Raw genomic sequence first — 20,056 nt, 5'->3', positions numbered from 1 at the left:
AGCACATCCACGCGTTCGCCGTTAAAGTAGCGTGATGCCAAAGCCGTCCAATACTGCCCTCGTTCGCATTAGCCCCCTATTGGCGCTACTGCCCTTTTTGCGTCCTTACCGGCCGCATGCCGTACTCGCCCTGCTGGCGCTGACTATTGCCGCCAGCGCGACACTGGCACTGCCCGTCGCTTTTCGCTACATGATAGATCGCGGCTTTAGCGCGGCGAGCGCGGGGCATATCAACTCGGTTTTTATCGCCCTGTTCGCGGTTGCCGCCATTCTGGCCATCGCCACGGCCGCGCGCTTTTATCTGGTTTCCTGGCTGGGCGAGCGCGTCACCAGCGATTTGCGCAGCGCCATTTATCGCCACGTAATCCGGATGAGCCCGGCTTACTTCGAGACCACACAGACCGGCGAAGTGCTGTCACGCCTGACCACCGACACCACACTGGTGCAGACCGTCATTGGCACCAGCCTGTCCATGGGCTTGCGCAACCTGCTCTTGATGGCGGGCGGCCTTATCATGCTGTTTGTGACCAGCAGCAGCCTCACCGGCTATATTCTGGCCACACTGGTATTCGTCATCCTGCCCATCATGCTGTTCGGCCGGCGCGTGCGCCAACTCTCGCGCGCAAGCCAGGACCGCATCGCCGACGCCAGCGCCATGGCCGGCGAAATCCTCAACGCCATACCGACCGTACAGGCTTTCAATCAGCAGGCGCGCGAGGCACAACGCTTTGAGGGCGCAGTGGAACACGCTTTCGACAGTGCCCTCGCACGCATCCGCGCGCGCTCGCTACTCACTGCCGTCGTGATCCTGCTGGTTTTTGGTGCCATTGTGTTTGTGCTGTGGCTGGGGGCGCATGCGGTGATAGACGGCAGCCTGACACCGGGCGAGCTGGGACAATTCGTCCTCTATGCGGTCGTCACCGCAGGGGCCGTCGGTGCGATTGCCGAAGTGTGGGGCGATATCCAGCGTGCAGCCGGCGCCACCGAAAGGCTGATGGAGTTGCTGACACTGGATAGCACGGTGCAGACACCCGGGCAGCCGCAAGCGCTCGCGGCAACAGGCGACGGCCTGCGACTGGAAAACGTCAGTTTCGCCTATCCGTCCCGCCCGGACACACCCGCGCTTCACCAGCTCAACCTGCACATCCATCCGGGCGAACGCGTCGCACTGGTTGGCCCTTCCGGCGCCGGCAAAACCACCCTATTCCAGTTATTGCTGCGCTTTTACGACCCGGACCAAGGCCAGATCAAGCTGCAAGGCGTCAACTTGCGCGCCTTGGCCCTGCATGACTTGCGCCAGCACTTGGGCGTGGTCTTGCAGGACACGGTGATTTTTGCCGCGAGCGCGCTGGAAAATATACGCTATGGCAAACCCGAAGCCAGCGATGAAGAAGTCTTTGCCGCCGCGCGCGAAGCGGCGGCAGACGAGTTTATCCAGCGCCTGCCGCAAGGCTACGCCAGCCATCTGGGCGAACGCGGCGTACGCCTGTCCGGCGGCCAGCGCCAGCGCATCGCCATCGCGCGCGCCATTCTGAAAAACCCGCCCATTCTGTTACTGGATGAAGCCACCAGCGCACTGGATGCCGAGTCCGAACAACTGGTGCAGCAGGCGCTGGAACGCGCTGCCGCCAAGCGCACCACGCTGGTCATCGCCCACCGCCTGGCTACCGTGCGTCAGGCCGACCGCATTCTGGTGATGGATCAGGGGCGCATCATCGCCGAAGGCACGCATCAAACCTTGCTGCAAAGCTCGCCCCTGTATGCGCGACTGGCCGCCCTGCAATTCGGTGCACAGGCAGTCGGACACCGCTAAACCGTGCGCAGAATTTTCCACAGATTCTGTGGAAAAGCAGCCTTATAGCAGGGCAACGCCAGAAGAAAATCCATATAAATCAACACCCCCGCAAGTGTCGATTAAAATTTGCACAACAAGTTTAACAGGCAGATTCAAGCCGACCGGTCAAGCCCTGACACAGGTTTTTCCCTCCCCTGAATCCATCAGCGCAACACATCTTCCGGCTGCTAGCATCAGGGCATCCGGCACTGCAAAAAAGCATGCCACAACGGGAGTAAGCCATGAGCAAAATCATTATCAACGGCCACAATTTCGTTAAATCCCTGCTGGACGGGCAAGCACGCGGCGACGAGTTTGTTCAGGCCATCAATGCCTATCTGAGCTATCTGGCCGAACAGGCCGAAATGTCCGGCATTACGCTGGAAGTTGAAAACGGCAATCAAACGCCCGAGGTCTACCGCATCACCGACGAGGCCGATAGCGCCGACTTCAGCGCCGCTCAAGACTTTATGCAGCATAGGGTCAAAGACTTCTGGGCTTGGCATGGCCGCACGCAAGGCTAAACAATTAGGCAAAACGGGAACTGCTACCGTATTCACTTGCCAAAGCGATATCAATTTATCCAGCCGGACACCCCATGAATAGCGAACAACAGCAAGCCATCCTCAGCATCGCCCTGCTCGCCGCCTTTGCCGATGGCAATAACGACGAACGCGAGCGCGAACATATACGCGCACTGGCCGAATCCCTGGGACAAGGCTCGGGCATGGATCTTACCCGCCTGTATCAGGACGTGTTATTCAAGCGGATGACACTCGCGCAGGCCTGCTCCAACCTGGGCGATCAGGCGGCACGCCAGTTTGCCTTCGAAATGGCGGTGTGCGTTTGTGATGCCGACGGGCGCACCAGCGAGGCCGAACGTGCCTTTCTGGCCGACTTGAAAACCCGCCTGCAGCTAGCGGATGCTGACAGCCTTGCCTTCCAGCAAGAGGCCGACGCCATGGCCGATGCCGGCCAATATGCGGCACCGGCAACCGCAGCCACGGCAAAGCAGCAAGCCGTGCCGCCGACCAGCCCTCCTGTACAAGACGAAGCCGAGCTTGATCGCTCCATCCTCAACTACGCCATTCTCAATGGCGCACTGGAATTGCTGCCGCAATCCTGGGCCTCGGTCGCCATTATTCCGTTACAGATCAAGATGGTGTACGGCATAGGCAAACGCTATGGCTACGAGTTGGATCAGGGCCATATCCGTGAATTTCTCTCCACCGTCGGCATCGGATTGACGTCGCAATATCTGGAACAATTCGGGCGCAAGCTGATAGGCGGGCTATTTGGCAAAGCGGCGGGAAAATGGGGGAAAACACTGGGAGACAGCGGCACCGGCATGGCATTTTCCTTTGCCAGCACCTATGCACTAGGCCAGATCGCCAAGCGCTATTACGCGGGTGGCCGCCAGATGAGTACGGCGCTACTGCAGCAGAGTTTTCAGGGCATGCTAGGCCCGGCCAAAGAGATGCAAAGCCAGTATCTGCCGCAAATCCGCCAACGCGCCGGCACGCTGAATGCAGCCGAAATCATGAACTTGGTGAAGGGGCGCTAAGAGGCGGCCAGAACGCGCTCGACCTCGGCGTCCTCCACTTGGGTGAAGTCGCGGTAAAACTGGCCGACCGAGGCAAACTGGGCGGGCGCGCTCAAACACACCAGCTCGTCGCAATGCGCACGCACCCGCGTGCAAGCATCCGGCGAGGCCACCGGCACGGCGCACACCAGCCGTGCCGGGCGCTGCAAGCGCAGCGCATCCAGCGCCGCCAGCATGGTCGCTCCGGTCGCCAAGCCATCGTCGACCACAATCACGGTGCGCCCCGCAACCGGCAAAGATGGGCGCAGCGGCGTATAACGCACCCGCCGCGCCCGTATCTTGGCCGACTCCAGTTCGCGCTGCTGCGCGATCCAGTGCGTATCGGCGCCCGCTTTCTCAGCCCAGGGCATCAATACCACCTGCCCTGTTTCGCTTAGCGCACCGATGGCAAACTCGGCATCCCCCGGTGCATGCAGCTTGCGCACCAGCACCACATCCAGATCGCCTTGCAGCAAGTCGGCCAGCTCGCGCCCCATTGGCACCGCGCCGCGCGGAATGGCCAGTATAAGCGGATGCTGACCACGGTAAGCCCGCAAGGCCTGCGCCAGATGCCGCGCGGCATCCAGTCTGTCATCAAAGCGCATACACTCACCCCCTCGTGCTCTTGCTTATCTGCGCCCCCGCCACGGCAATCGCACGCCGAACTGGCGGATTGCAATATTCAGGCCCGTCAAAGCGACGGCCAGCCAGATCGGCCCGTAAGTGAGCAGGCGGCTGGCACTCAAAGGCTCACCCAGCAAGGTAATAGCCAGCAAAAACAGCAATACCGGCTCCACATAACCCAGCAAGCCCATCATCCCCAGAGGCAGCAGGCGGCTGGATGCCAGATAACACAACAAGGCAACGGTGCTGATCAAGCCCAGGCCCGGCAAGAGCAGCCAGAAGCGCGCCTCGCCCAGCACACCGTAACTGGCCGGCCCCAGATAACACAACATCAGGATAGCGACCGGAAACAGGACCGTCATCTCCAGCGCAAAACCGGTCAATGCCTCCAGCCGTGCCCAGCGCCGCAACACGAAATAAGGCGGGTAACCCAGCGCCACCAGCAAGGTGGGCCAGGCAATGGCACGGGTCAGCCACAGTTCATGCAACACGCCAAGCAGGGCAAAACCCACCGCCAGCCACTGCATACGGTACAAATGCTCGCCATACAGCCAGCGCCCGAATAGCACCATGGTCAGCGGCAGCAAAAAATAGCCCATCGCCACCGACATGGCCTCGCCATTGATAGGTGCCCACATAAACAGCCACTGCTGCACGCCAAACAAGCCAGCCAGCAAGGGCATGGCCAGCGCGAGGCGCGGCTCGTTGCGCAAGCGCTGCAATAACAGGCAAAACGCCGGCCATTGCCGGCGCAAAAGTAGTAACAAAAAGGCACCCGGCAAAGTCCAGAGCACACGCCAGGCAAAAACCGCCTCGCCGGACAAGGGCGACAGCAAGGTGGTATAGCCGGACAACACGGCAAACAGCAGCGAGGCCAGCACCGATAAAACAACGCCGGCACCGGACAGGCCAATAGGAGTATTCATGGGGGAACTCTGAAAAAACAAACACCGCCAGCCCGTCAGGCGCGGCTATCGCAAAAAAAACGGCAAACAGCGCACCATGCACGCCATGCCGGACACTACAGAACTCACTCGCCGGCGACCTTGCCGCGCAGCGCCTTGACGACCCCGCGCTTGGCCTTGCCTTCCAGACGCCGCTTGCGCGAACCCAGCGTCGGCCGCGTCGCATGACGCTGCTTGGGTACATGGGCCGCTTCATCGATCAGCGCCTGCAGGCGCGCCAGCGCATCGGCGCGGTTCAGCGGCTGGCTGCGATGCTGCTGTGCCTTGATCACCAAGACGCCTTCGCGGCTCAAACGCGAGTCGGCCCGCGCCAGCAGGCGCTGCTTGATGCCTTCAGGCAGGCTGGAAGCCATCACATCAAAACGCAGCTGTACCGCACTGGAAACCTTGTTGACGTTCTGCCCGCCCGCGCCTTGCGCACGCATGGCCGAAAACTCGACCTCGGTTTCCAGCAGCAGATAGCGTGGCATCACGCGAGCGCGATACGCAAGTCGCGTGCGCCATCAGCCAGCTCAACATTCTGATAACGCAACAAACCGGGCAAAGTAGCCGGCAAGGCCTCATCCAGCGCCTTGCCCTGCAGCAGGGCGATGGCCGGCGCTACCACGCATGGCAATAAGCCGGCTTCACCCTCGAGCGCATCCAGCTGCAACGAGTACAGCCATTCATCGCCAAAAGGCGACTCGGACTCGTCCCAGCTCAGCAAGCGCCCTTGCTGGTTACGCCACGGCTGCCAGCCATCGGCCGGAAAGCCGATATAGGCGTCGTAATCAAAGCTGAATTCGCAAGCCCAGTGTGCCACATGCATGACGGCACCCAAGGGCGCATGGCCTGCAGCGGCGTGCGGCACACCGTTGCCGGACAGGCTGATCTGTATATTGATCCACGCCACCTCGACATCCTTGCGGTTTTCGCGCTGCAAAATCGGAAAACTCAAAGCCAGCGCGCTACGCTCGCCCGCCGTTTTCTGCACTTCGCTCAACATCTTGCCCGGCTTGCCCAGCTTGGCGCCGGCGATGGCCTGCGGCAGCGCCTCTGCCAGCAGGTGTTCCAGCGCCTTGATTTTGCGCCACGCCTCATTAGCCGTACTTTGTTCCTGACTCATCCTGTTCCCCAAACCTGCCTGCCGTTGCCGGCGAAAGCACGCATGATACCGGCAAACAGCAGGCGGGGCGAACCGCTTCTGCGCCACCAATCCCGCCATGCCTGTCTACACTGACAACGTTCGCCAGGCAGCAAAAATCGCTGCCATTTATAACCATTAGTAAGGCCTACTTGGTGAACATCGGCTAAATGGCTATAATGACCGACTAAAAATTGGATTGACCAAGGACATCACATCATGGACGTAAGAGACAGCAACGGCACTTTGCTTGCCAGCGGCGACACCGTATCGGTCATCAAGGACCTCAAGGTCAAGGGCTCCTCGACTGTAATCAAGCGCGGCACCGTATTCAAAAATATCCGCGTTGACGAAGACGATAATGAACATGTCGAATGCCGCAACGACAAGATCAAAGGCCTGATGCTCAAGACCTGCTTCCTGAAAAAAGCCTGATTCAGGCTACAGGCAGACAAAAAGCGCGCCAAGTGCGCGCTTTTTGTCTGCCTGTAAAAGAAGCACATGATTTGCAAGACACATGTATTGAGATCTGCAAAAACGACCCCATTATCGAAAATAATCCGCAGCAAGCACGATGGCTGCGCCACCCTCAAGACTAGAACAGGAGCCTCTGATGGCTATCACCGTAAACGGCGTTGAAATTACCGAAGCTATGATCCAGGCCGAGCAGGAAAACCACGCCGATACGCCAAGCCCGCGCGATGCGGCCGTCCAGCAACTGATTCTGCACGAATTGCTGCTGCAAGAAGCCCGTGAAAACGGTATCGACACCGCCAATGATGGCGAAGCCATCGGTGCCCTGCTCGACAAGACCTTGCAGTTCAGCCCGGTTGATGAAGCCGCCTGCCTCGAGTTCTACAACACCTACCCTGAGCGCTTCCAGCAGGGCGAAAGTGCGGTTGCCAGCCACATCCTGTTCCCGCTGGCTGGCGACGAGCTGGCCAACAGCCTGACCCGCGCCAAAGCCGAAGGCGTATTGGCCGACCTCATCGCCCATCCTGAACGCTTTGCCGATCTGGCACGCGAGCACTCCAGCTGCCCGTCCGGCCAGCAAGGCGGCAGCCTCGGCCAGTTCGGCCGCGGCCAGATGGTGCCGGAGTTCGAACAGGTTGTTTTCAACACCGAAGCCGGCCAGATCGCACCGGAACTGGTTGCGACCCAGTTCGGCCACCACATCATTCAGGTGAACGAGCGCCAAACCGGCGGCAAGGTCAGCTTTGAAGAAGTGAAAGAGCAGCTGCAGCAGTACCTGAACGAAATGGCCGGCCGCAAAGTAATGCACGAGTACCTGGCCAAGCTGGTCGGCAATGCCAAGATCGAAGGCTTTGCCATGCCAGGCCTGTAAGGCTCGCACGCAAGCACACACGACAACCGGGCCTGGCCCGGTTTTTTTGGTCTGGGGCAAACGCCCTGCCCATTCCCGCCCGAGGGCCTGCAATATGGATAGACTCGAGCTTAAAATCCCACCACCACTGCTCTTCTTGCTTTTGGCGGGGCTGATGTGGCTATTGGCACGCGCCACACCCGACATTCATGGGATAGAGGCCGGCATGTATCCGGTAGCCGCGCTCACCCTGTCCGGCAGCCTGTTGCTGCTGCTCGGTGTTGCCGCCTTTATCCGCGCACGCACCAGTGTAGACCCGCGTAAACCCGCTGGCGCCTCGACACTGGTTTGCAGCGGCATCTACCGGCTAAGCCGCAACCCCATGTATCTGGGCGATCTATTGCTCTTGGGCGCCTGGGCGTTTTATCTGGGCAATGCGCTGACGCTTATCCTGCTGCCGGTGTTTGTGCTGTATATGAACCGCTTCCAGATCCAGCCGGAAGAGCGTGCGCTTAGCCGGCATTTCGGTGTCGCCTACCACGACTACTGCCGGCGCACGCGGCGCTGGCTATGAAGCACTTGCCTGCGCCGCCTGGCGCAGGCAGACTGCAGCCCTTTTTCCGGAGAATCGCCCTTGCTGACCCTGCTTGCCTGCCGCATAGACCGTAGCCAGATGCTGCTGGTCAATACCCGCCTTGACGGCTACCCCGCCTACTTCCATATCGAGCCGGTCGCACTGGCCGATTATCTGGGTGTAGACAACATCCCCGACCTGCCGGCCTGCCTGAGCGAAAACTGGCCGGCGCTGGCGCCGCTACTGGCCAGACTGGTACGCCGCCATGGCAACGACTTTACCGTCACCAGCGCCATGCTCAAGCCTTAAGCCGGGCTCTTCCACTCGGCCTTGGGCCATAGCGGAATACCGCCACGCGGGGTGAAACGCCCTTCAACCACAATATGGCGCGGCTGCAGCAGATTGACGAGGTCGTTGCAGATGCGGCAGATGCAGGCTTCGTGAAACTCGCCATGCATGCGGAACGAGCCCAGATACAGCTTGAGCGACTTGGATTCCACACACCATTCCCCCGGCACCATATCGATCACAATGGTGGCGAAATCGGGCTGACCGGTCACCGGACACAGACTGGTGAATTCGGGGCAAGTCATATTCAGGCTGCCGGTCACCGCATTAGGGTTGATGGCTGACTGGGCATAAGGATTGGGAAAACGCTCCAGCAAGCTCGCATCCGGCTCGTCGTAACGGTAATCGGTTTTTTTATTGCCCAGCGCTTGCAAATCGGCATGCAGATCCATGCTTTGACTCCTGATTCGATCATGTAAAAAATAGGGATAGCGCCCATCAGCGGATGCCGACCAGCTTGTGGCCTTGCAGGGAAAGGCGCCAGCGCGGCTCCGCCATGCAGTAGGCAATGGCCGCGGCGGTATTGGCAGCGCGTGCCGGATTATCCATCGGTTGCAGCCAGGCATGGCTAAAGCCGCTGCAGTCTATCTGCTCGGGCAGCAAATCCGGCTGCGGATACACCAGCTTGATTTCATCCCCGCTACGCTGCACCCAATCGGCACCGGCCTTGGGGCTGACGCATAGCCAGTCTATGCCGGCCGGAGCTTGCAAGGTGCCATTGGTTTCCACTCCGATTTCAAAGCCGCGCCCATGCAGGGCCTCGATAAGTGGTGCATCCAGTTGCAGCAGGGGCTCGCCGCCGGTAAACACCACATAAGGCTGGCCATCCTGCCCTTGCCAGCACTCTTCAATGCGTTCGGCCAGCTCGCCGGCCTGAGCAAAACGCCCGCCATCCGGCCCCACGCCGACAAAATCGGTATCGCAAAAGCGGCATATTGCACGCGCGCGGTCGGCTTCGCGCCCGCTCCACAGATTGCAGCCGCTAAAACGGCAAAACACGGCGGCGCGCCCTGCGTGTACGCCTTCACCTTGCAGCGTATAAAACAGCTCTTTTACCGTGTACATGCGCCCGCCTTGTCCAGCCACAACAGCGCACCTTCATGCGCGTTTTCCAGAATATCGATGCGCACCAGCTCATCCAGTGCAAAGCGTTCGGCCAGATAGCGGGCAATGCCGGCGCAATCGGTTGACGCAATGCCGGGCAGGCGGTCCAGCGCATGATGATCCAGCGCCGCATACCACGGTTTGAACAAAGCCTTCACCTCGCCAAAGTCGCGCACCCAGCCTTGCGCCGGATCAATCACACCGGCCAGATGCAATCGCACCAGAAAACTGTGGCCGGTATAACGACCGGACTCATCAAACGGTACTGCCGCCTCGAAACGCTGCTCTTTCCAGATACGCAAACCCTGGTCATCAAAACGGCTGCCGGCAGTGGCCGTTTCAAACACCTCCACCGCCACCATCCCCGGCAAGCACGTCGACAGTGCAGCAAACAGCCAGCATGCAAGCACTTCGCTGGTCGGGTTTTCCAGACCGGCAATCCGGTTCAAAGTGCCGTGCTGCAGCAAGGCGTGCAGCGGCTGCCATGCTTTTTCCAGCGCCGCGACATCCGCCTGATTGGCATCGGCCAGCAGGCGCACGCCAAAGCCATGGCCATGCAGCCGCCCGCACTGGTGCCCTTCCGGCACATGCGGCAACCAGTGTGCCGCTTCAAAACCGGTTTTCAGCCAAACTTGCGCCTGACCCTCGGCATTCAGCTCCACCCCGCGATCCGGCGCACTGCGCAGCGACAAGGCGGCAGGCACGGCCAGCTCGCAGGCTAAGTGACGGATCAGGGTCAAGTCGTCAGGGCAGGCAAAGCGGGTATTCAGGTCGCTGTAGTTGAGCGCTGCACAGAGGGTGCCAAGGCGCGCACGCAAATCGGCCAAAGGCAGATCGGCCTTGGCGGTGACGGAAAAACTGTGGCCATGGGTCATGGCGGACAGGCTGCGCGCCGCCTCGAAGCCGGCCTTGGCAATATGGAGTGTGCGCATCAGCAGCTTCCCACGCGCACAACAAGCGGATCAGCCACACCAGCCTCGGCAAAACCCTTGGCACGCAACAGGCAGGACGCACACTCGCCGCATGGCGGCACGGCGCCCTGATAACAGGTATGGCTGTAAGCCAGCGCATCCAGTGCACCGACCTCTTCGGCCAGCCGTACGGTTTGTGCCTTACTCATAAACATCAGTGGCGCATGCAGGGTGATGCGGCTATCCATCCCCAGATTGATGGCCAGTTCCAGCGCCTTAAGCGTATTTTCGCGGCAATCGGGATAGCCCGAATAGTCGGTTTGTGCCACACCGGTGACCACATGCGCAATACCGCGCTGCCAGGCATGGGCGGCGGCAAAGGTCAGAAAAATGAGGTTGCGTCCGGGCACAAAGGTGTTGGGCAAGGCGCCGTCGCTGCGCACGCCGTCTTCGGGCGCGATAGCGTCATCGGTCAGCGCATTGCCGCCCATGGCGGCAAAAGTATCGATAGGCAGGATATGGTGGGTCACGCCAGCTTGCGCCGCAATGGTACGGGCAGCATCCAGCTCGACACGGTGGCGCTGGCCGTAATCAAAGGTGACGGCATCGACGCGGGCAAAGCGCGACATGGCCCAGTATAAACAGGTGGTCGAGTCTTGACCTCCGGACAGCACAACAAGGGCGCGGTCGGGGTCCAGCGGGGTATGGCTCATATTGTCCTTCGAGAACAGTCGAAGTGAATCGGAAGGCAGCCGCTCGGTCTCGCGGCGCGGGGCGCATTCTAAAGGCAAGCGGCGGCGGCTGCCAAGCACAAAGTGCTGCACGGGCAAAGCCAGGTAGGGACTATTGCAGGCAAAAAGTCGGCAAACACCCGACAAGACGCTGCAAAACCGGATGCGCCGTCTATAACACAGAGCAGTTGCCGCACTACCGATTGGTCATATACCGGTCATGTCAAACCGGAAGTACGCAAGGTTTGCATCCCGGCGAATGAGTTGAGATACACCGCAGCACGCTATTTCGCATTTTGACGCCGATGCCGCTGCAAGCGTCCAGCTTGCAACACATCAATTTTTCTGGAGGAAGTCATGTCTGACAACAGACTGAAATTGGGTGCCCTCACCGCAATGGTGGTCGGCTCAATGATTGGGGGCGGCATTTTCTCGCTGCCGCAAAACATGGCGGCCGGCGCCGGTGCCGGCGCCATTATCATAGGCTGGGCCATTACCTTTGTCGGCATGCTGGCGCTGGCTTTTGTATTCCAGCAACTGGCGACCCGTAAACCCGAAGTCACCGGCGGCGTCTACGGTTATGCGCGCGCCGCACTGGGTGACTATGTCGGCTTTAACTCGGCCTGGGGCTACTGGATCTCGGCCTGGATCGGCAACGTCGCCTACTTTGTGGTGATGTTCTCCGCCCTGTCGTTCTGGTTCCCCATGTTTGGCGAAGGCAATACCGGCGCTGCCATTATTTGCTCCTCACTCTTGCTGTGGGCGCTGCACTTTCTGGTACTGCGCGGCGTACAAGGCGCGGCGATGATCAATACCATCACCACCATTGCCAAGCTGGTACCACTGGCACTGTTTATCCTGCTCGTACTGTTCGCCTTCAAGATCGACACCTTCAATCTCGACTTCTGGGGCAAACCCGAACTGGGCTCCATTGTCGATCAGGTAAAAAGCACCATGCTGGTGACCGTATGGGTGTTTATCGGTATTGAAGGCGCCTCGATGTTCTCCAGCCGCGCCCAAAGCATGGCCGATGTAGGCAAGGCCACCGTCATCGGCTTTTTGCTCACCATCGCCTTGCTGATTGCGGTATCGGTTCTGTCCATGGGCATTCTGACCCAGAGCGAACTGGCTGCGTTGAAGAACCCGTCCACCGCCTATGTACTGGAAGCGGCAGTCGGCCCGTGGGGTGCCAACCTGATGAATGCCGGTCTGGTGATTTCGGTCGGCGGTGCCTTGCTGGCCTGGACACTGCTATGCGGGGAGACACCTTACCTCGCCGCCAAAGACGGCATGATGCCGGCCGTCTTCAGCAAGACCAATGCCAACGGCTCGCCCGAGCCCTCGCTATGGCTGACCAACGGCATGATCCAGCTGTTTCTGGTCATTACCTACTTCAACGGCGCGGTGTATCTGAGTCTGGTGCAGCTGGCCACCTCGATGATTCTGCTGCCCTATCTGTTCTGCGCCATTTACTCGTGGATGGTGGTTCAGCGCGGCGAAGGCTACAAGAGCGGAGAGTCGACCGGCAAGGATATGCTGGTCGCGGTGCTCGCCACCATTTACGGCGTATGGCTGCTCTACGCGGCCGGCTTGCAATATCTGCTGCTCTCCATGGTGCTCTACGCGCCAGGACTGCTGTTCTATGTTTGGGCGCGCAAGGAAAAAGCGCAGAAACCGTTTAACGGCGGTGAAACCATTCTTGCCATCCTGATTGTGGCACTCGGGATTTACGCCGCTTACGGCTTGGCGGTGGGCACGCTGAAACTGTAAGCCTCCCGCTTGGGCACTTTTTAGCCCGCCATAAAAAAACAGGGCGTCTCCCATTCAAGGAGCGCCCTGTTTTTAGCTTTCACCACATCAGCCATGCCGCGAGCCATCAAATCCTTTAGAGCCTGTTCACGATCTGCTGCGCATCAGCGATACGGCGCCCTCAACGGCTTCGAAATGCTCATGTACGACCTGTACATTCCGCTTTCTCAGCCATTTTCGCCTTGTCTCGCCCTCGCTCGCGAGACCGTGAACACGCTCTTAGAACAACTCGCCCTGATGTGCTTCCAGCCATTTTTTGACTGGACCAAAACTCTTGCGGTGCTCGGCCAGTACGCCATGAGCGGCGATGGCCGCCATATGCTCGGCAGTCGGATAACCCTTATGCCGTGCAAAGCCGTACTCGGGGTGGCGTGCGTCCAGTTCGAGCAAGGACGCATCGCGTGCCGTTTTGGCCAGAATTGAGGCGGCTGAAATGGCAGGCTCGCTGGCATCGCCCTTGACGATGGCGCGCGCCGCCATCGTAAGGCCGGCAGGTACGCGGTTGCCATCGATGATGGCCTCGACCGGCTGCCGCTCCAGCCCCTCCAGCGCGCGGCGCATGGCCAGCATGGTCGCGTGCAGAATATTCAGCGTATCGATTTCGGCAACACTGGCGCGGGCAATACACCAGCACAAGGCTTTTTCGCGGATTTCCAGTGCCAATGCGTCACGCTTGGTCTCGGACAGTTTTTTCGAGTCGGCCAGCCCCGCGATCGGCCGCGCCGGGTCGAGTATCACCGCCGCCGCATACACTTCACCGGCCAAGGGCCCCCGGCCCGCCTCGTCCACGCCGGCGATCAGACTGACTGACTGCATCCTGCCACCTCCAATACCGCGTCGGCCGCCAGACTGGCCGTGTCCTGCTTCAAAGCCAGATGCAAGCGGGTAAACTCCGCCACCACCTCGGCTTGGTAAGCCGCATCCTGATAAATGCGGCTCAGCTCCGCCGCCAGTTTTTGCGGTGTCGCCTCGCCTTGCAGCAACTCGGGCACCACCGCGCGCCCGGCCAGGATATTGGGCAAGCCCACCCAGGGCAGCTTGATCTTGCGCTTGACCAGCCAGTAGGTGAACGCCGAGAGCTTGTAGCTGATCACCATGGGGCGCTTGGTCAGCGCCACCTCCAGCGTGGCCGTACCACTGGTCACCAGCACCACATCGCTGGCTATCATCGCCATCTGCGCATGGCCGATCAGCTTGCGTAGCGGCAGATCCCATGCCTTGTGTTCGGTCAGCAAGGCATCAAACCTATCCATCGTGGCGCGCGTCGCCAGCGGCACCAAAAATTGCGCCTCCGGATAGCGCTCCAGCAATAAACGCGCGGCCGCCAGATACACCGGCATCATGAAGTCCAGCTCGCTGACGCGCGAGCCCGGCAGCAAGGCAAACACCGGCACCGCTTGCGCCAAGCCCAGTTCACGCCGCATGGCGGCTTTATCCGGCACAATCGCAATTTCGCTGGCCAGCGGGTGACCGACAAAGGACACCGGCACACCGTATTTTTCGTATAACGGCGGCTCCATCGGAAACAGGCACAGCATGCGCGACACCGATTCGCCGATTTTGGCCACCCGCTCGGGCCGCCAGGCCCAGACCGAAGGACTGACATAATGCACGGTAGCCAGACCGCCGGATTTGAGCGATTTTTCCAGCCCCAAGTTGAAGTCGGGCGCGTCCACACCGATAAACACATCGGGGCGTTCAAGCAGCAAGGCGTTTTTCAGGCGGCGCCGTATCCCCAATAATTCAGGCAGACGCGACAGCACTTCCAGATAGCCGCGTACGGCCAGACGCTCCTGCGGCACCATGCTATGAAAGCCGCGCGCCAGCATGCGCGGCCCGCCTATGCCGGCAAACTCCACCTCAGGGTGACGCGCCTTGATGGCATCGATCAGGTAGGCACCCAGTAGATCGCCGGAGGCCTCACCGGCGACCATCGCCACCTTGAGCGCCCCCGGCTTACGGAATAAGGATTCCCCCATGGTCAGCGGATAATCCCTCGCGCCGATTGGGCAAAGAAGCGGGTGAAGGGCTCAAGCTCAGGCTGGGCCGTCACCAAGTCAGCCACGGCAGCCTTGGCTTCGTCCAGCGACAGCCCCTGACGGTATAGCGCCTTATAGGCATTCTTCACCGCCCGTATCGCCTCGGCACTAAAGCCGCGGCGCTTAAGGCCCTCGCTATTGATGCCCGCCGGCACGGCACGGTTACCCGCGGCCATGACAAAGGGCGGCACATCCTGCGTCACCGCACTGGAAAAAGCCGTCATGGCATGGTCGCCGATCACGGTGAACTGGTGCACGCTGGTAAAGCCGCCCAGAATCACCCAGTCGCCGATATGCACATGACCGGCCAAGGTCGCGTTATTGGCGAAAATGGTATGGTTGCCGACCTGGCAATCATGCGCCAGATGGACATAGGCCATGATCCAGTTATCGTTGCCGACACGAGTCACGCCCACATCCTGAGCGGTACCCAGATTGAAGGTGCAGAATTCGCGTATGGTGTTGTTGTCGCCGATTTCCAGACGGGTCGGCTCGCCGGCGTATTTTTTGTCCTGCGGGGCCGCACCCAGCGAACAGAACTGAAACACGCGGTTATTACGCCCCAGCTTGGTATGACCTTCAATCACCACATGCGGGCCTATCCAGCAACCCTCGCCTATCTCGACATGCGGGCCGATGATGGAGTAGGCGCCGATTTCGACATCGGCGGCAACTTTGGCATTCGCATCGACAATCGCCGTTGGATGGATAGCCATATCAGACCTCGCGCTTGGCACACATGATTTCAGCCTCGCACGCCACCTGGCCGTCGACCAGCGCGCGCGCCGTATATTTGGCAATGCCGCGTTTGGCGGCAATCTGCTCGACTTCCAGCACCAGCTGGTCGCCCGGCACGACCTGACGCTTGAAGCGGGCATTGTCGATGCCGACAAAGAAGTAAAGCTCGTTATCCTTGCGCTCGCCCGCACTCTTGATCGACAGCACGCCGGCAGCCTGCGCCAGCGCCTCGATAATCAGCACGCCCGGCATCACCGGATAGTCGCCAAAATGGCCAACAAAGAACGGCTCGTTAATGGTGACGTTTTTCAGCGCCTTGATGCGCTTGCCCGGCTCGAATTCGGTGACGCGGTCCACCAGCAAAAACGGGTAGCGGTGCGGCAGGTGGCGCATGATTTCACGCACATCGATCGTTACTTCTTCGCTCATTCGGCTTGTCCTTCTTTGTTCTTGATCTGTGAGAGTTCTTTTTCCAGCAGCTTAACCCGGTCGACCAGACGGTCCAGATGGCGCAGATGCACGGCATTGGCCATCCAGTCCTTGGCCGTCGACATCGGGTAGCTGGAGGCATAGTTGTCGGCTTTTTTGATCGACTTGGACACCAGGGTGCCGCCACCAATATGGGTACGGTCGGCAACTTCGATATGACCGACCATCATCACCGCCCCGCCCAGGGTGCAGCGCGCCCCGATCTTGCTGCTACCGGCAATACCGGTGCAGCCGGCAATGGCCGTGTGTTCGCCAATTTCGCAGTTGTGCGCGATCTGCACCAAATTGTCTATTTTGGCACCGGCACGGATCACCGTATCCGACAGCGCACCGCGGTCTATCGTGGTATTGGCGCCGACTTCGACATCGTCTTCAATCACGACGCGGCCGGTCTGCGGGATTTTGAACCAGTGATCCTTATCCCAGGCCAGACCAAAGCCGTCGGCACCGATCACCGTACCGGAGTGGATCGCCACCCGGTGACCGATATGGCAGCCGTGATAGATGGTCACATTCGGGTACAAGGTCACATCGTCACCCAACACCACACCATCCCCCAGCACCACGCCCGGATACAGACGGCAACGCTCGCCAACCACTACGCCGCGCCCAAGCGATACCAGGGGACCTATTTCGCTGCTCTTTGCAACTTCGGCGCTGGCATCGACCACCGCCCGCGCATCTATCCCCGGGCGCAAGGCAGGCACGGGATTCAGCAAAGTCGCTACGCGGGCAAAATACAGATACGGGTCGGCCGTCACAATCAGGCTGCGTCCAGGCGCTGCCGCCTCGTCTAGCATATCCGCGCGCACAATCACGCAGCTCGCCGAAGACAAAGCCAGCTCACGCCGGTATTTCGGATTGGCAAGAAAGGTGATCTCATCAGCCAGCGCGCTGCTAAGCGGCGCCAGCTTGACGATTTCGCGGTCTTCACCAATGAGTTCGCCACCGAGGTGACGGATAATTTCGGATAGTTTCATGGCAGTAATAAAGCCGACTTAACGTCGGCTGGCAATGGCGCGAACGCACTGGCGTCCGCGCAGCATAAACCGGAACGTGTCCGGGCTTATTTTTCCATTTCTTTCAACACGCGCGGCGTGATGTCGAACTTGGGATTGACGTAGACCGCATCCTGCAACACCAGATCATATTGCTCTTTCTCGGCAATCTGGCGTACCAGTCTATTGGCCCGCTCCTGCACCGCAGCAAACTCTTCATTGCGGCGCTGATTCAAATCATCGCGAAAATCCCTGAGTCTGGCCTGATACTCGCGCTCCAGCGCACCCATCTCGCGCTCTATGCTGCGACGCGCCGCATCATCCGGCTTTTTCGCCAGCTGTGCCTGCAGTTCTTTGGCCTTGGCACCCAGGCGCTTAAGTTCGGCCTCGCGCGGCGCAAACTCTTTTTCCAGTTTTTTCTGCGCGGCTTGCGCCGGAGCAGATTCACTGTAGATGCGCTCGATCTTGATATAGCCAAACTTGAAATCGGCTGCCGAGGCCGAGCCGGCAAAAACCAGGCCCAGCGCCAGACACAGTGTATTGATCGCTCTCACAAAACCTCCCTTAGAAGACCGTGCCCAAGGTGAACTGGAAGCGCTGGATCTTGTCATCCTCTTCCTTCTTCAACGGCACGGCATAGCTGAACTTCATCGGCCCAACCGGGGACAGCCAGGCCAGCGCAGCACCTGCCGAGTAGCGCAGCTCACTGGACATGCTGCTGTTGGCCTCTGTTGGATCCCACAAGGTACCGGCATCGAAGAACAAGCTGGTACGCAGCGAACGGTTATCCTTCATGCCCGGGAAGGGGAACAGCAGCTCAATGCTGGTCTGCAATTTACGCGTGCCGCCCAGATAGTCCATATCCCCGAATTCATCCGGTTCTTTAGGGCCGATACTGCCATTATCGTAGCCGCGTACCGAGCCAATGCCACCCATATAGAAGTTCTGGAAGAACGGCACATCCTTGGTACGGCCATAACCCTTGACGATGCCCGCTTCACCGCTGGTCGCGAGGGTGAAGGTCTTGGACAGCGGGAAGAACCAGGTCACGCTAGGCGTAAAGCGCCAGTACTGGATATCACCGCCAGGCAAACCCGCCTCCAGGCGCAAGCCCATGGTGCCGCCACGCGTCGGCCACAAGGCGCTGTCGCGCGTATCGCGCCCCCAGCTGGCACTGCCCAGCAAGGTGGTATTCTTGGGGCCATACTCGTCGACAAAGTCGTGATAGCGCTGCGGGCTCTCGGGAAATAGCGTCAGATCGGTATTTTCGACGCCAAGGCCAAGATTGACCCGATCGTACTCGGTGATCGGCACGCCCATGCGCAAACCGCCGCCAACCGTCGTGCTCTTATAGCGGCTCTGATCCACGGCATCCGGGTCATACACGCGATAGTAAGCATCGTAACCAAGGCTCACACCGTCCGCGGTGAAATAAGGATCGGTAAACGAAACCGACGCCTGCTTATTGGCCTTGCCGTTGGAGAAGGCCAACGCAATGGACTTGCCGGAACCCAGCACATTACTTTGTGACACCGAGGCCGACAGCTGCAAACCTTCGCCCTGCACGAAACCGACACCGGCTTGTATGCTGCCGGTGGCGCGTTCCTTAACCGAAATCGCCATATCAACCTGATCCGGCGTTTCGCTTACAGGTGGCGTTTCGATATTGACCGTTTCGAAATAGCCCAGCAACTCCAAACGCTCTTTGGAGCGCTTGATCGCCTCACCGCTATAGGTAGACGCTTCCAGCTGGCGCAATTCGCGCCGGATCACTTCATCACGGGTGCGGGTATTGCCGGCAATGGATACGCGGCGCACATAGGTCTTGCGGCCCGGATCGACAAAGAAGGTCAGCTTGACGGTCTGCTTTTCCTTATCCAGCTCAGGCACCACATTGACGTTGGCAAAGGCGTAACCTTCGGCGCCCAGCTTGTCGGCAATGGCGCTGACCGTATCATTCACCTTTTCGCGCTCGAACAAAGCCCCGTCCTTGATCGCAACCAAAGGCTTCAGTTCCGCTTCTGCGACTTTCAAATCACCCGCCAGACGCGTTTCCGACACGCGAAACGGCTTACCCTCCGTCACATTAATGGTGAGGTAAACGTCTTTTTTGTCGGCGCTAATGGAAACCTGGGTCGACTCGATATTGAACTCGACGTAACCCTGGTTCTGGTAGAAGGCCTTGAGCTTTTCCAGATCGGCAGACAGCTTTTGCTTGGAGTACTGGTCGTCGCGCGCCAGCCAGCTGGTCCAGCCGGAGGGGGCGAGAGAAAACTCTTCCAGCAGATCGTCCTGCGAGAAATCCTGCGCACCGACAATCTTGATATCGCGAATCTTGGCGGTCACGCCTTCGGTAATATCCAGCGTCACCGCCACGCGGTTGCGGTCCAGCCGCGTCACCGTAGGCTGGATCTCTACCGAATATTTGCCGCGGCTGTAATACTGGCGCTTAAGCTCCTGTACCGCCTGGTCCAGCAAAGCCTGATCGAAGATGCGGCCATCGGCCAGACCATTTTCCTTGAGCGCCTTTTTCAGCTGCTCCTTATCGAATTCCTTGGCACCTTCGACCGTCAGTTGCGCCACCACCGGACGTTCAGCCACGGCAACGATAACGACATCGCCGTCATGCTCGACTCGGACATCGTTAAAAAAGCCCGTGGCAAACAGTGCCTTGATCGCGTCGGCAGCCTTCTGGCTGTCAAACGTATCACCCACCTTGACCGGCAGATAGCTGAACACCGTACCGGGCTCGGTACGCTGCAAACCCTCTACCTTGATATCCTTGATGACAAAGCTGCTTTCAGCCTGAGCCTGGGCCATAAAGGCCATGGCAAGTGCAGCGACTAATGTTGTTGTTTTCATG

At 59.6% G+C, this 20,056-nt stretch carries 23 protein-coding genes; 8 read left to right on the top strand and 15 right to left on the bottom strand.

Annotated elements, in window-relative coordinates:
- The first annotated feature begins 34 nt into the window (after window positions 1-34).
- The 3 genes from M3P88_RS05385 to M3P88_RS05375 all read left to right on the top strand — a co-directional run bounded on the left by M3P88_RS05385 (window position 35) and on the right by M3P88_RS05375 (window position 3,398).
- Complete coding sequence (locus tag M3P88_RS05385; RefSeq protein ID WP_249615016.1) at window positions 35-1,813, top strand: ABC transporter transmembrane domain-containing protein; 1,779 nt, start codon at window positions 35-37, stop codon at window positions 1,811-1,813.
- 263 nt (window positions 1,814-2,076) lie between these two features.
- Complete coding sequence (locus M3P88_RS05380; RefSeq protein ID WP_249615015.1) at window positions 2,077-2,358, top strand: hypothetical protein; 282 nt, start codon at window positions 2,077-2,079, stop codon at window positions 2,356-2,358.
- A gap of 74 nt (window positions 2,359-2,432) precedes the next feature.
- Complete coding sequence (locus M3P88_RS05375; RefSeq protein WP_249615014.1) at window positions 2,433-3,398, top strand: DUF533 domain-containing protein; 966 nt, start codon at window positions 2,433-2,435, stop codon at window positions 3,396-3,398.
- Here the strand turns inward: M3P88_RS05375 and M3P88_RS05370 are convergent.
- From M3P88_RS05370 to M3P88_RS05355, 4 genes are all read right to left on the bottom strand, one after another.
- Window positions 3,395-4,021, bottom strand: coding sequence for a phosphoribosyltransferase (locus M3P88_RS05370; RefSeq protein ID WP_249615013.1), 627 nt, complete (start codon window positions 4,019-4,021; stop codon window positions 3,395-3,397). The genes M3P88_RS05375 and M3P88_RS05370 overlap by 4 nt on opposite strands.
- 24 nt (window positions 4,022-4,045) lie before the next feature.
- Window positions 4,046-4,966, bottom strand: coding sequence for an EamA family transporter RarD (gene rarD, locus M3P88_RS05365; RefSeq protein WP_249615012.1), 921 nt, complete (start codon window positions 4,964-4,966; stop codon window positions 4,046-4,048).
- A gap of 104 nt (window positions 4,967-5,070) precedes the next feature.
- Window positions 5,071-5,475, bottom strand: a complete 405-nt coding sequence (arfB, locus tag M3P88_RS05360; protein ID WP_249615011.1) for an alternative ribosome rescue aminoacyl-tRNA hydrolase ArfB — start codon at window positions 5,473-5,475, stop codon at window positions 5,071-5,073.
- Window positions 5,475-6,110, bottom strand: coding sequence for a hypothetical protein (locus M3P88_RS05355; RefSeq protein ID WP_249615010.1), 636 nt, complete (start codon window positions 6,108-6,110; stop codon window positions 5,475-5,477). The genes arfB and M3P88_RS05355 overlap by 1 nt, the downstream gene beginning before the upstream one ends.
- Before the next feature lie 237 nt (window positions 6,111-6,347).
- Here M3P88_RS05355 and M3P88_RS05350 point away from each other — a divergent pair, with 237 nt between their 5' ends.
- From M3P88_RS05350 to M3P88_RS05335, 4 genes are all read left to right on the top strand, one after another.
- Window positions 6,348-6,563 (top strand): alkylphosphonate utilization protein, encoded by a 216-nt coding sequence (locus tag M3P88_RS05350; protein ID WP_124735869.1) that lies wholly within the window; start codon window positions 6,348-6,350, stop codon window positions 6,561-6,563.
- A gap of 178 nt (window positions 6,564-6,741) precedes the next feature.
- On the top strand, window positions 6,742-7,473 hold the full coding sequence (locus M3P88_RS05345) for a peptidylprolyl isomerase (protein ID WP_124735868.1): 732 nt from the start codon (window positions 6,742-6,744) through the stop codon (window positions 7,471-7,473).
- 94 nt (window positions 7,474-7,567) lie between these two features.
- A complete protein-coding gene (locus M3P88_RS05340) occupies window positions 7,568-8,026 on the top strand; it encodes a methyltransferase family protein (RefSeq protein ID WP_249615009.1) in 459 nt (152 codons plus the stop codon).
- Window positions 8,027-8,086: 60 nt separating this feature from the next.
- The gene (locus M3P88_RS05335) at window positions 8,087-8,335 is read left to right on the top strand and encodes a hypothetical protein (RefSeq protein WP_249615008.1); all 249 of its coding nucleotides are present in this window, start codon (window positions 8,087-8,089) and stop codon (window positions 8,333-8,335) included.
- On the opposite strand, the gene queF is transcribed toward M3P88_RS05335, so the two are convergent.
- The 4 genes from queF to queC are packed head-to-tail and all read right to left on the bottom strand — an operon-like array spanning window position 8,332 to window position 11,102.
- A complete protein-coding gene (queF, locus tag M3P88_RS05330; protein ID WP_249615007.1) occupies window positions 8,332-8,766 on the bottom strand; it encodes a preQ(1) synthase in 435 nt (144 codons plus the stop codon). The genes M3P88_RS05335 and queF overlap by 4 nt on opposite strands.
- Before the next feature lie 46 nt (window positions 8,767-8,812).
- Window positions 8,813-9,439, bottom strand: a complete 627-nt coding sequence (gene queE / locus M3P88_RS05325; protein WP_249615006.1) for a 7-carboxy-7-deazaguanine synthase — start codon at window positions 9,437-9,439, stop codon at window positions 8,813-8,815.
- Window positions 9,427-10,410, bottom strand: coding sequence for a 6-carboxytetrahydropterin synthase (locus M3P88_RS16060; protein ID WP_249615005.1), 984 nt, complete (start codon window positions 10,408-10,410; stop codon window positions 9,427-9,429). Before M3P88_RS16060 ends, queE begins: the two co-directional genes overlap by 13 nt.
- On the bottom strand, window positions 10,410-11,102 hold the full coding sequence (gene queC, locus M3P88_RS05315; RefSeq protein ID WP_249615004.1) for a 7-cyano-7-deazaguanine synthase QueC: 693 nt from the start codon (window positions 11,100-11,102) through the stop codon (window positions 10,410-10,412). The genes M3P88_RS16060 and queC overlap by 1 nt, the downstream gene beginning before the upstream one ends.
- 375 nt (window positions 11,103-11,477) lie before the next feature.
- On the opposite strand from queC, the gene arcD reads away from it, so the two are divergent.
- Window positions 11,478-12,890, top strand: coding sequence for an arginine-ornithine antiporter (gene arcD, locus M3P88_RS05310; RefSeq protein WP_249615003.1), 1,413 nt, complete (start codon window positions 11,478-11,480; stop codon window positions 12,888-12,890).
- 258 nt (window positions 12,891-13,148) lie between these two features.
- Here arcD and rnhB read toward each other — a convergent pair whose 3' ends face one another.
- The 7 genes from rnhB to bamA form a co-directional block, all read right to left on the bottom strand.
- Entirely contained in the window at window positions 13,149-13,745 is a 597-nt protein-coding gene (gene rnhB / locus M3P88_RS05305; protein ID WP_249615002.1) for a ribonuclease HII, read from the bottom strand.
- Window positions 13,727-14,908, bottom strand: coding sequence for a lipid-A-disaccharide synthase (gene lpxB, locus M3P88_RS05300; protein ID WP_249615001.1), 1,182 nt, complete (start codon window positions 14,906-14,908; stop codon window positions 13,727-13,729). The genes rnhB and lpxB overlap by 19 nt, the downstream gene beginning before the upstream one ends.
- Before the next feature lie 2 nt (window positions 14,909-14,910).
- Complete coding sequence (lpxA, locus tag M3P88_RS05295) at window positions 14,911-15,684, bottom strand: acyl-ACP--UDP-N-acetylglucosamine O-acyltransferase (RefSeq protein WP_249615000.1); 774 nt, start codon at window positions 15,682-15,684, stop codon at window positions 14,911-14,913.
- Window position 15,685: 1 nt separating this feature from the next.
- Window positions 15,686-16,135 carry a 3-hydroxyacyl-ACP dehydratase FabZ gene (gene fabZ / locus M3P88_RS05290; protein WP_160796255.1) on the bottom strand — a complete coding sequence of 150 codons (450 nt, stop codon included), beginning with the start codon at window positions 16,133-16,135 and terminating at the stop codon, window positions 15,686-15,688.
- Window positions 16,132-17,175, bottom strand: a complete 1,044-nt coding sequence (gene lpxD / locus M3P88_RS05285) for a UDP-3-O-(3-hydroxymyristoyl)glucosamine N-acyltransferase (RefSeq protein ID WP_249614999.1) — start codon at window positions 17,173-17,175, stop codon at window positions 16,132-16,134. Before lpxD ends, fabZ begins: the two co-directional genes overlap by 4 nt.
- 86 nt (window positions 17,176-17,261) lie before the next feature.
- A complete protein-coding gene (locus tag M3P88_RS05280) occupies window positions 17,262-17,747 on the bottom strand; it encodes an OmpH/Skp family outer membrane protein (RefSeq protein ID WP_249614998.1) in 486 nt (161 codons plus the stop codon).
- A 10-nt stretch (window positions 17,748-17,757) separates the two neighbouring features.
- Complete coding sequence (gene bamA, locus M3P88_RS05275) at window positions 17,758-20,055, bottom strand: outer membrane protein assembly factor BamA (RefSeq protein WP_249614997.1); 2,298 nt, start codon at window positions 20,053-20,055, stop codon at window positions 17,758-17,760.
- Window position 20,056: the final 1 nt, after the last annotated feature.

Source organism: Craterilacuibacter sp. RT1T (assembly GCF_023502145.1).
Taxonomy (GTDB): domain Bacteria; phylum Pseudomonadota; class Gammaproteobacteria; order Burkholderiales; family Chromobacteriaceae; genus Craterilacuibacter.
Note: the sequence above shows the minus strand (reverse complement) of the source record. Positions and strands in the feature narration are given on the sequence as shown.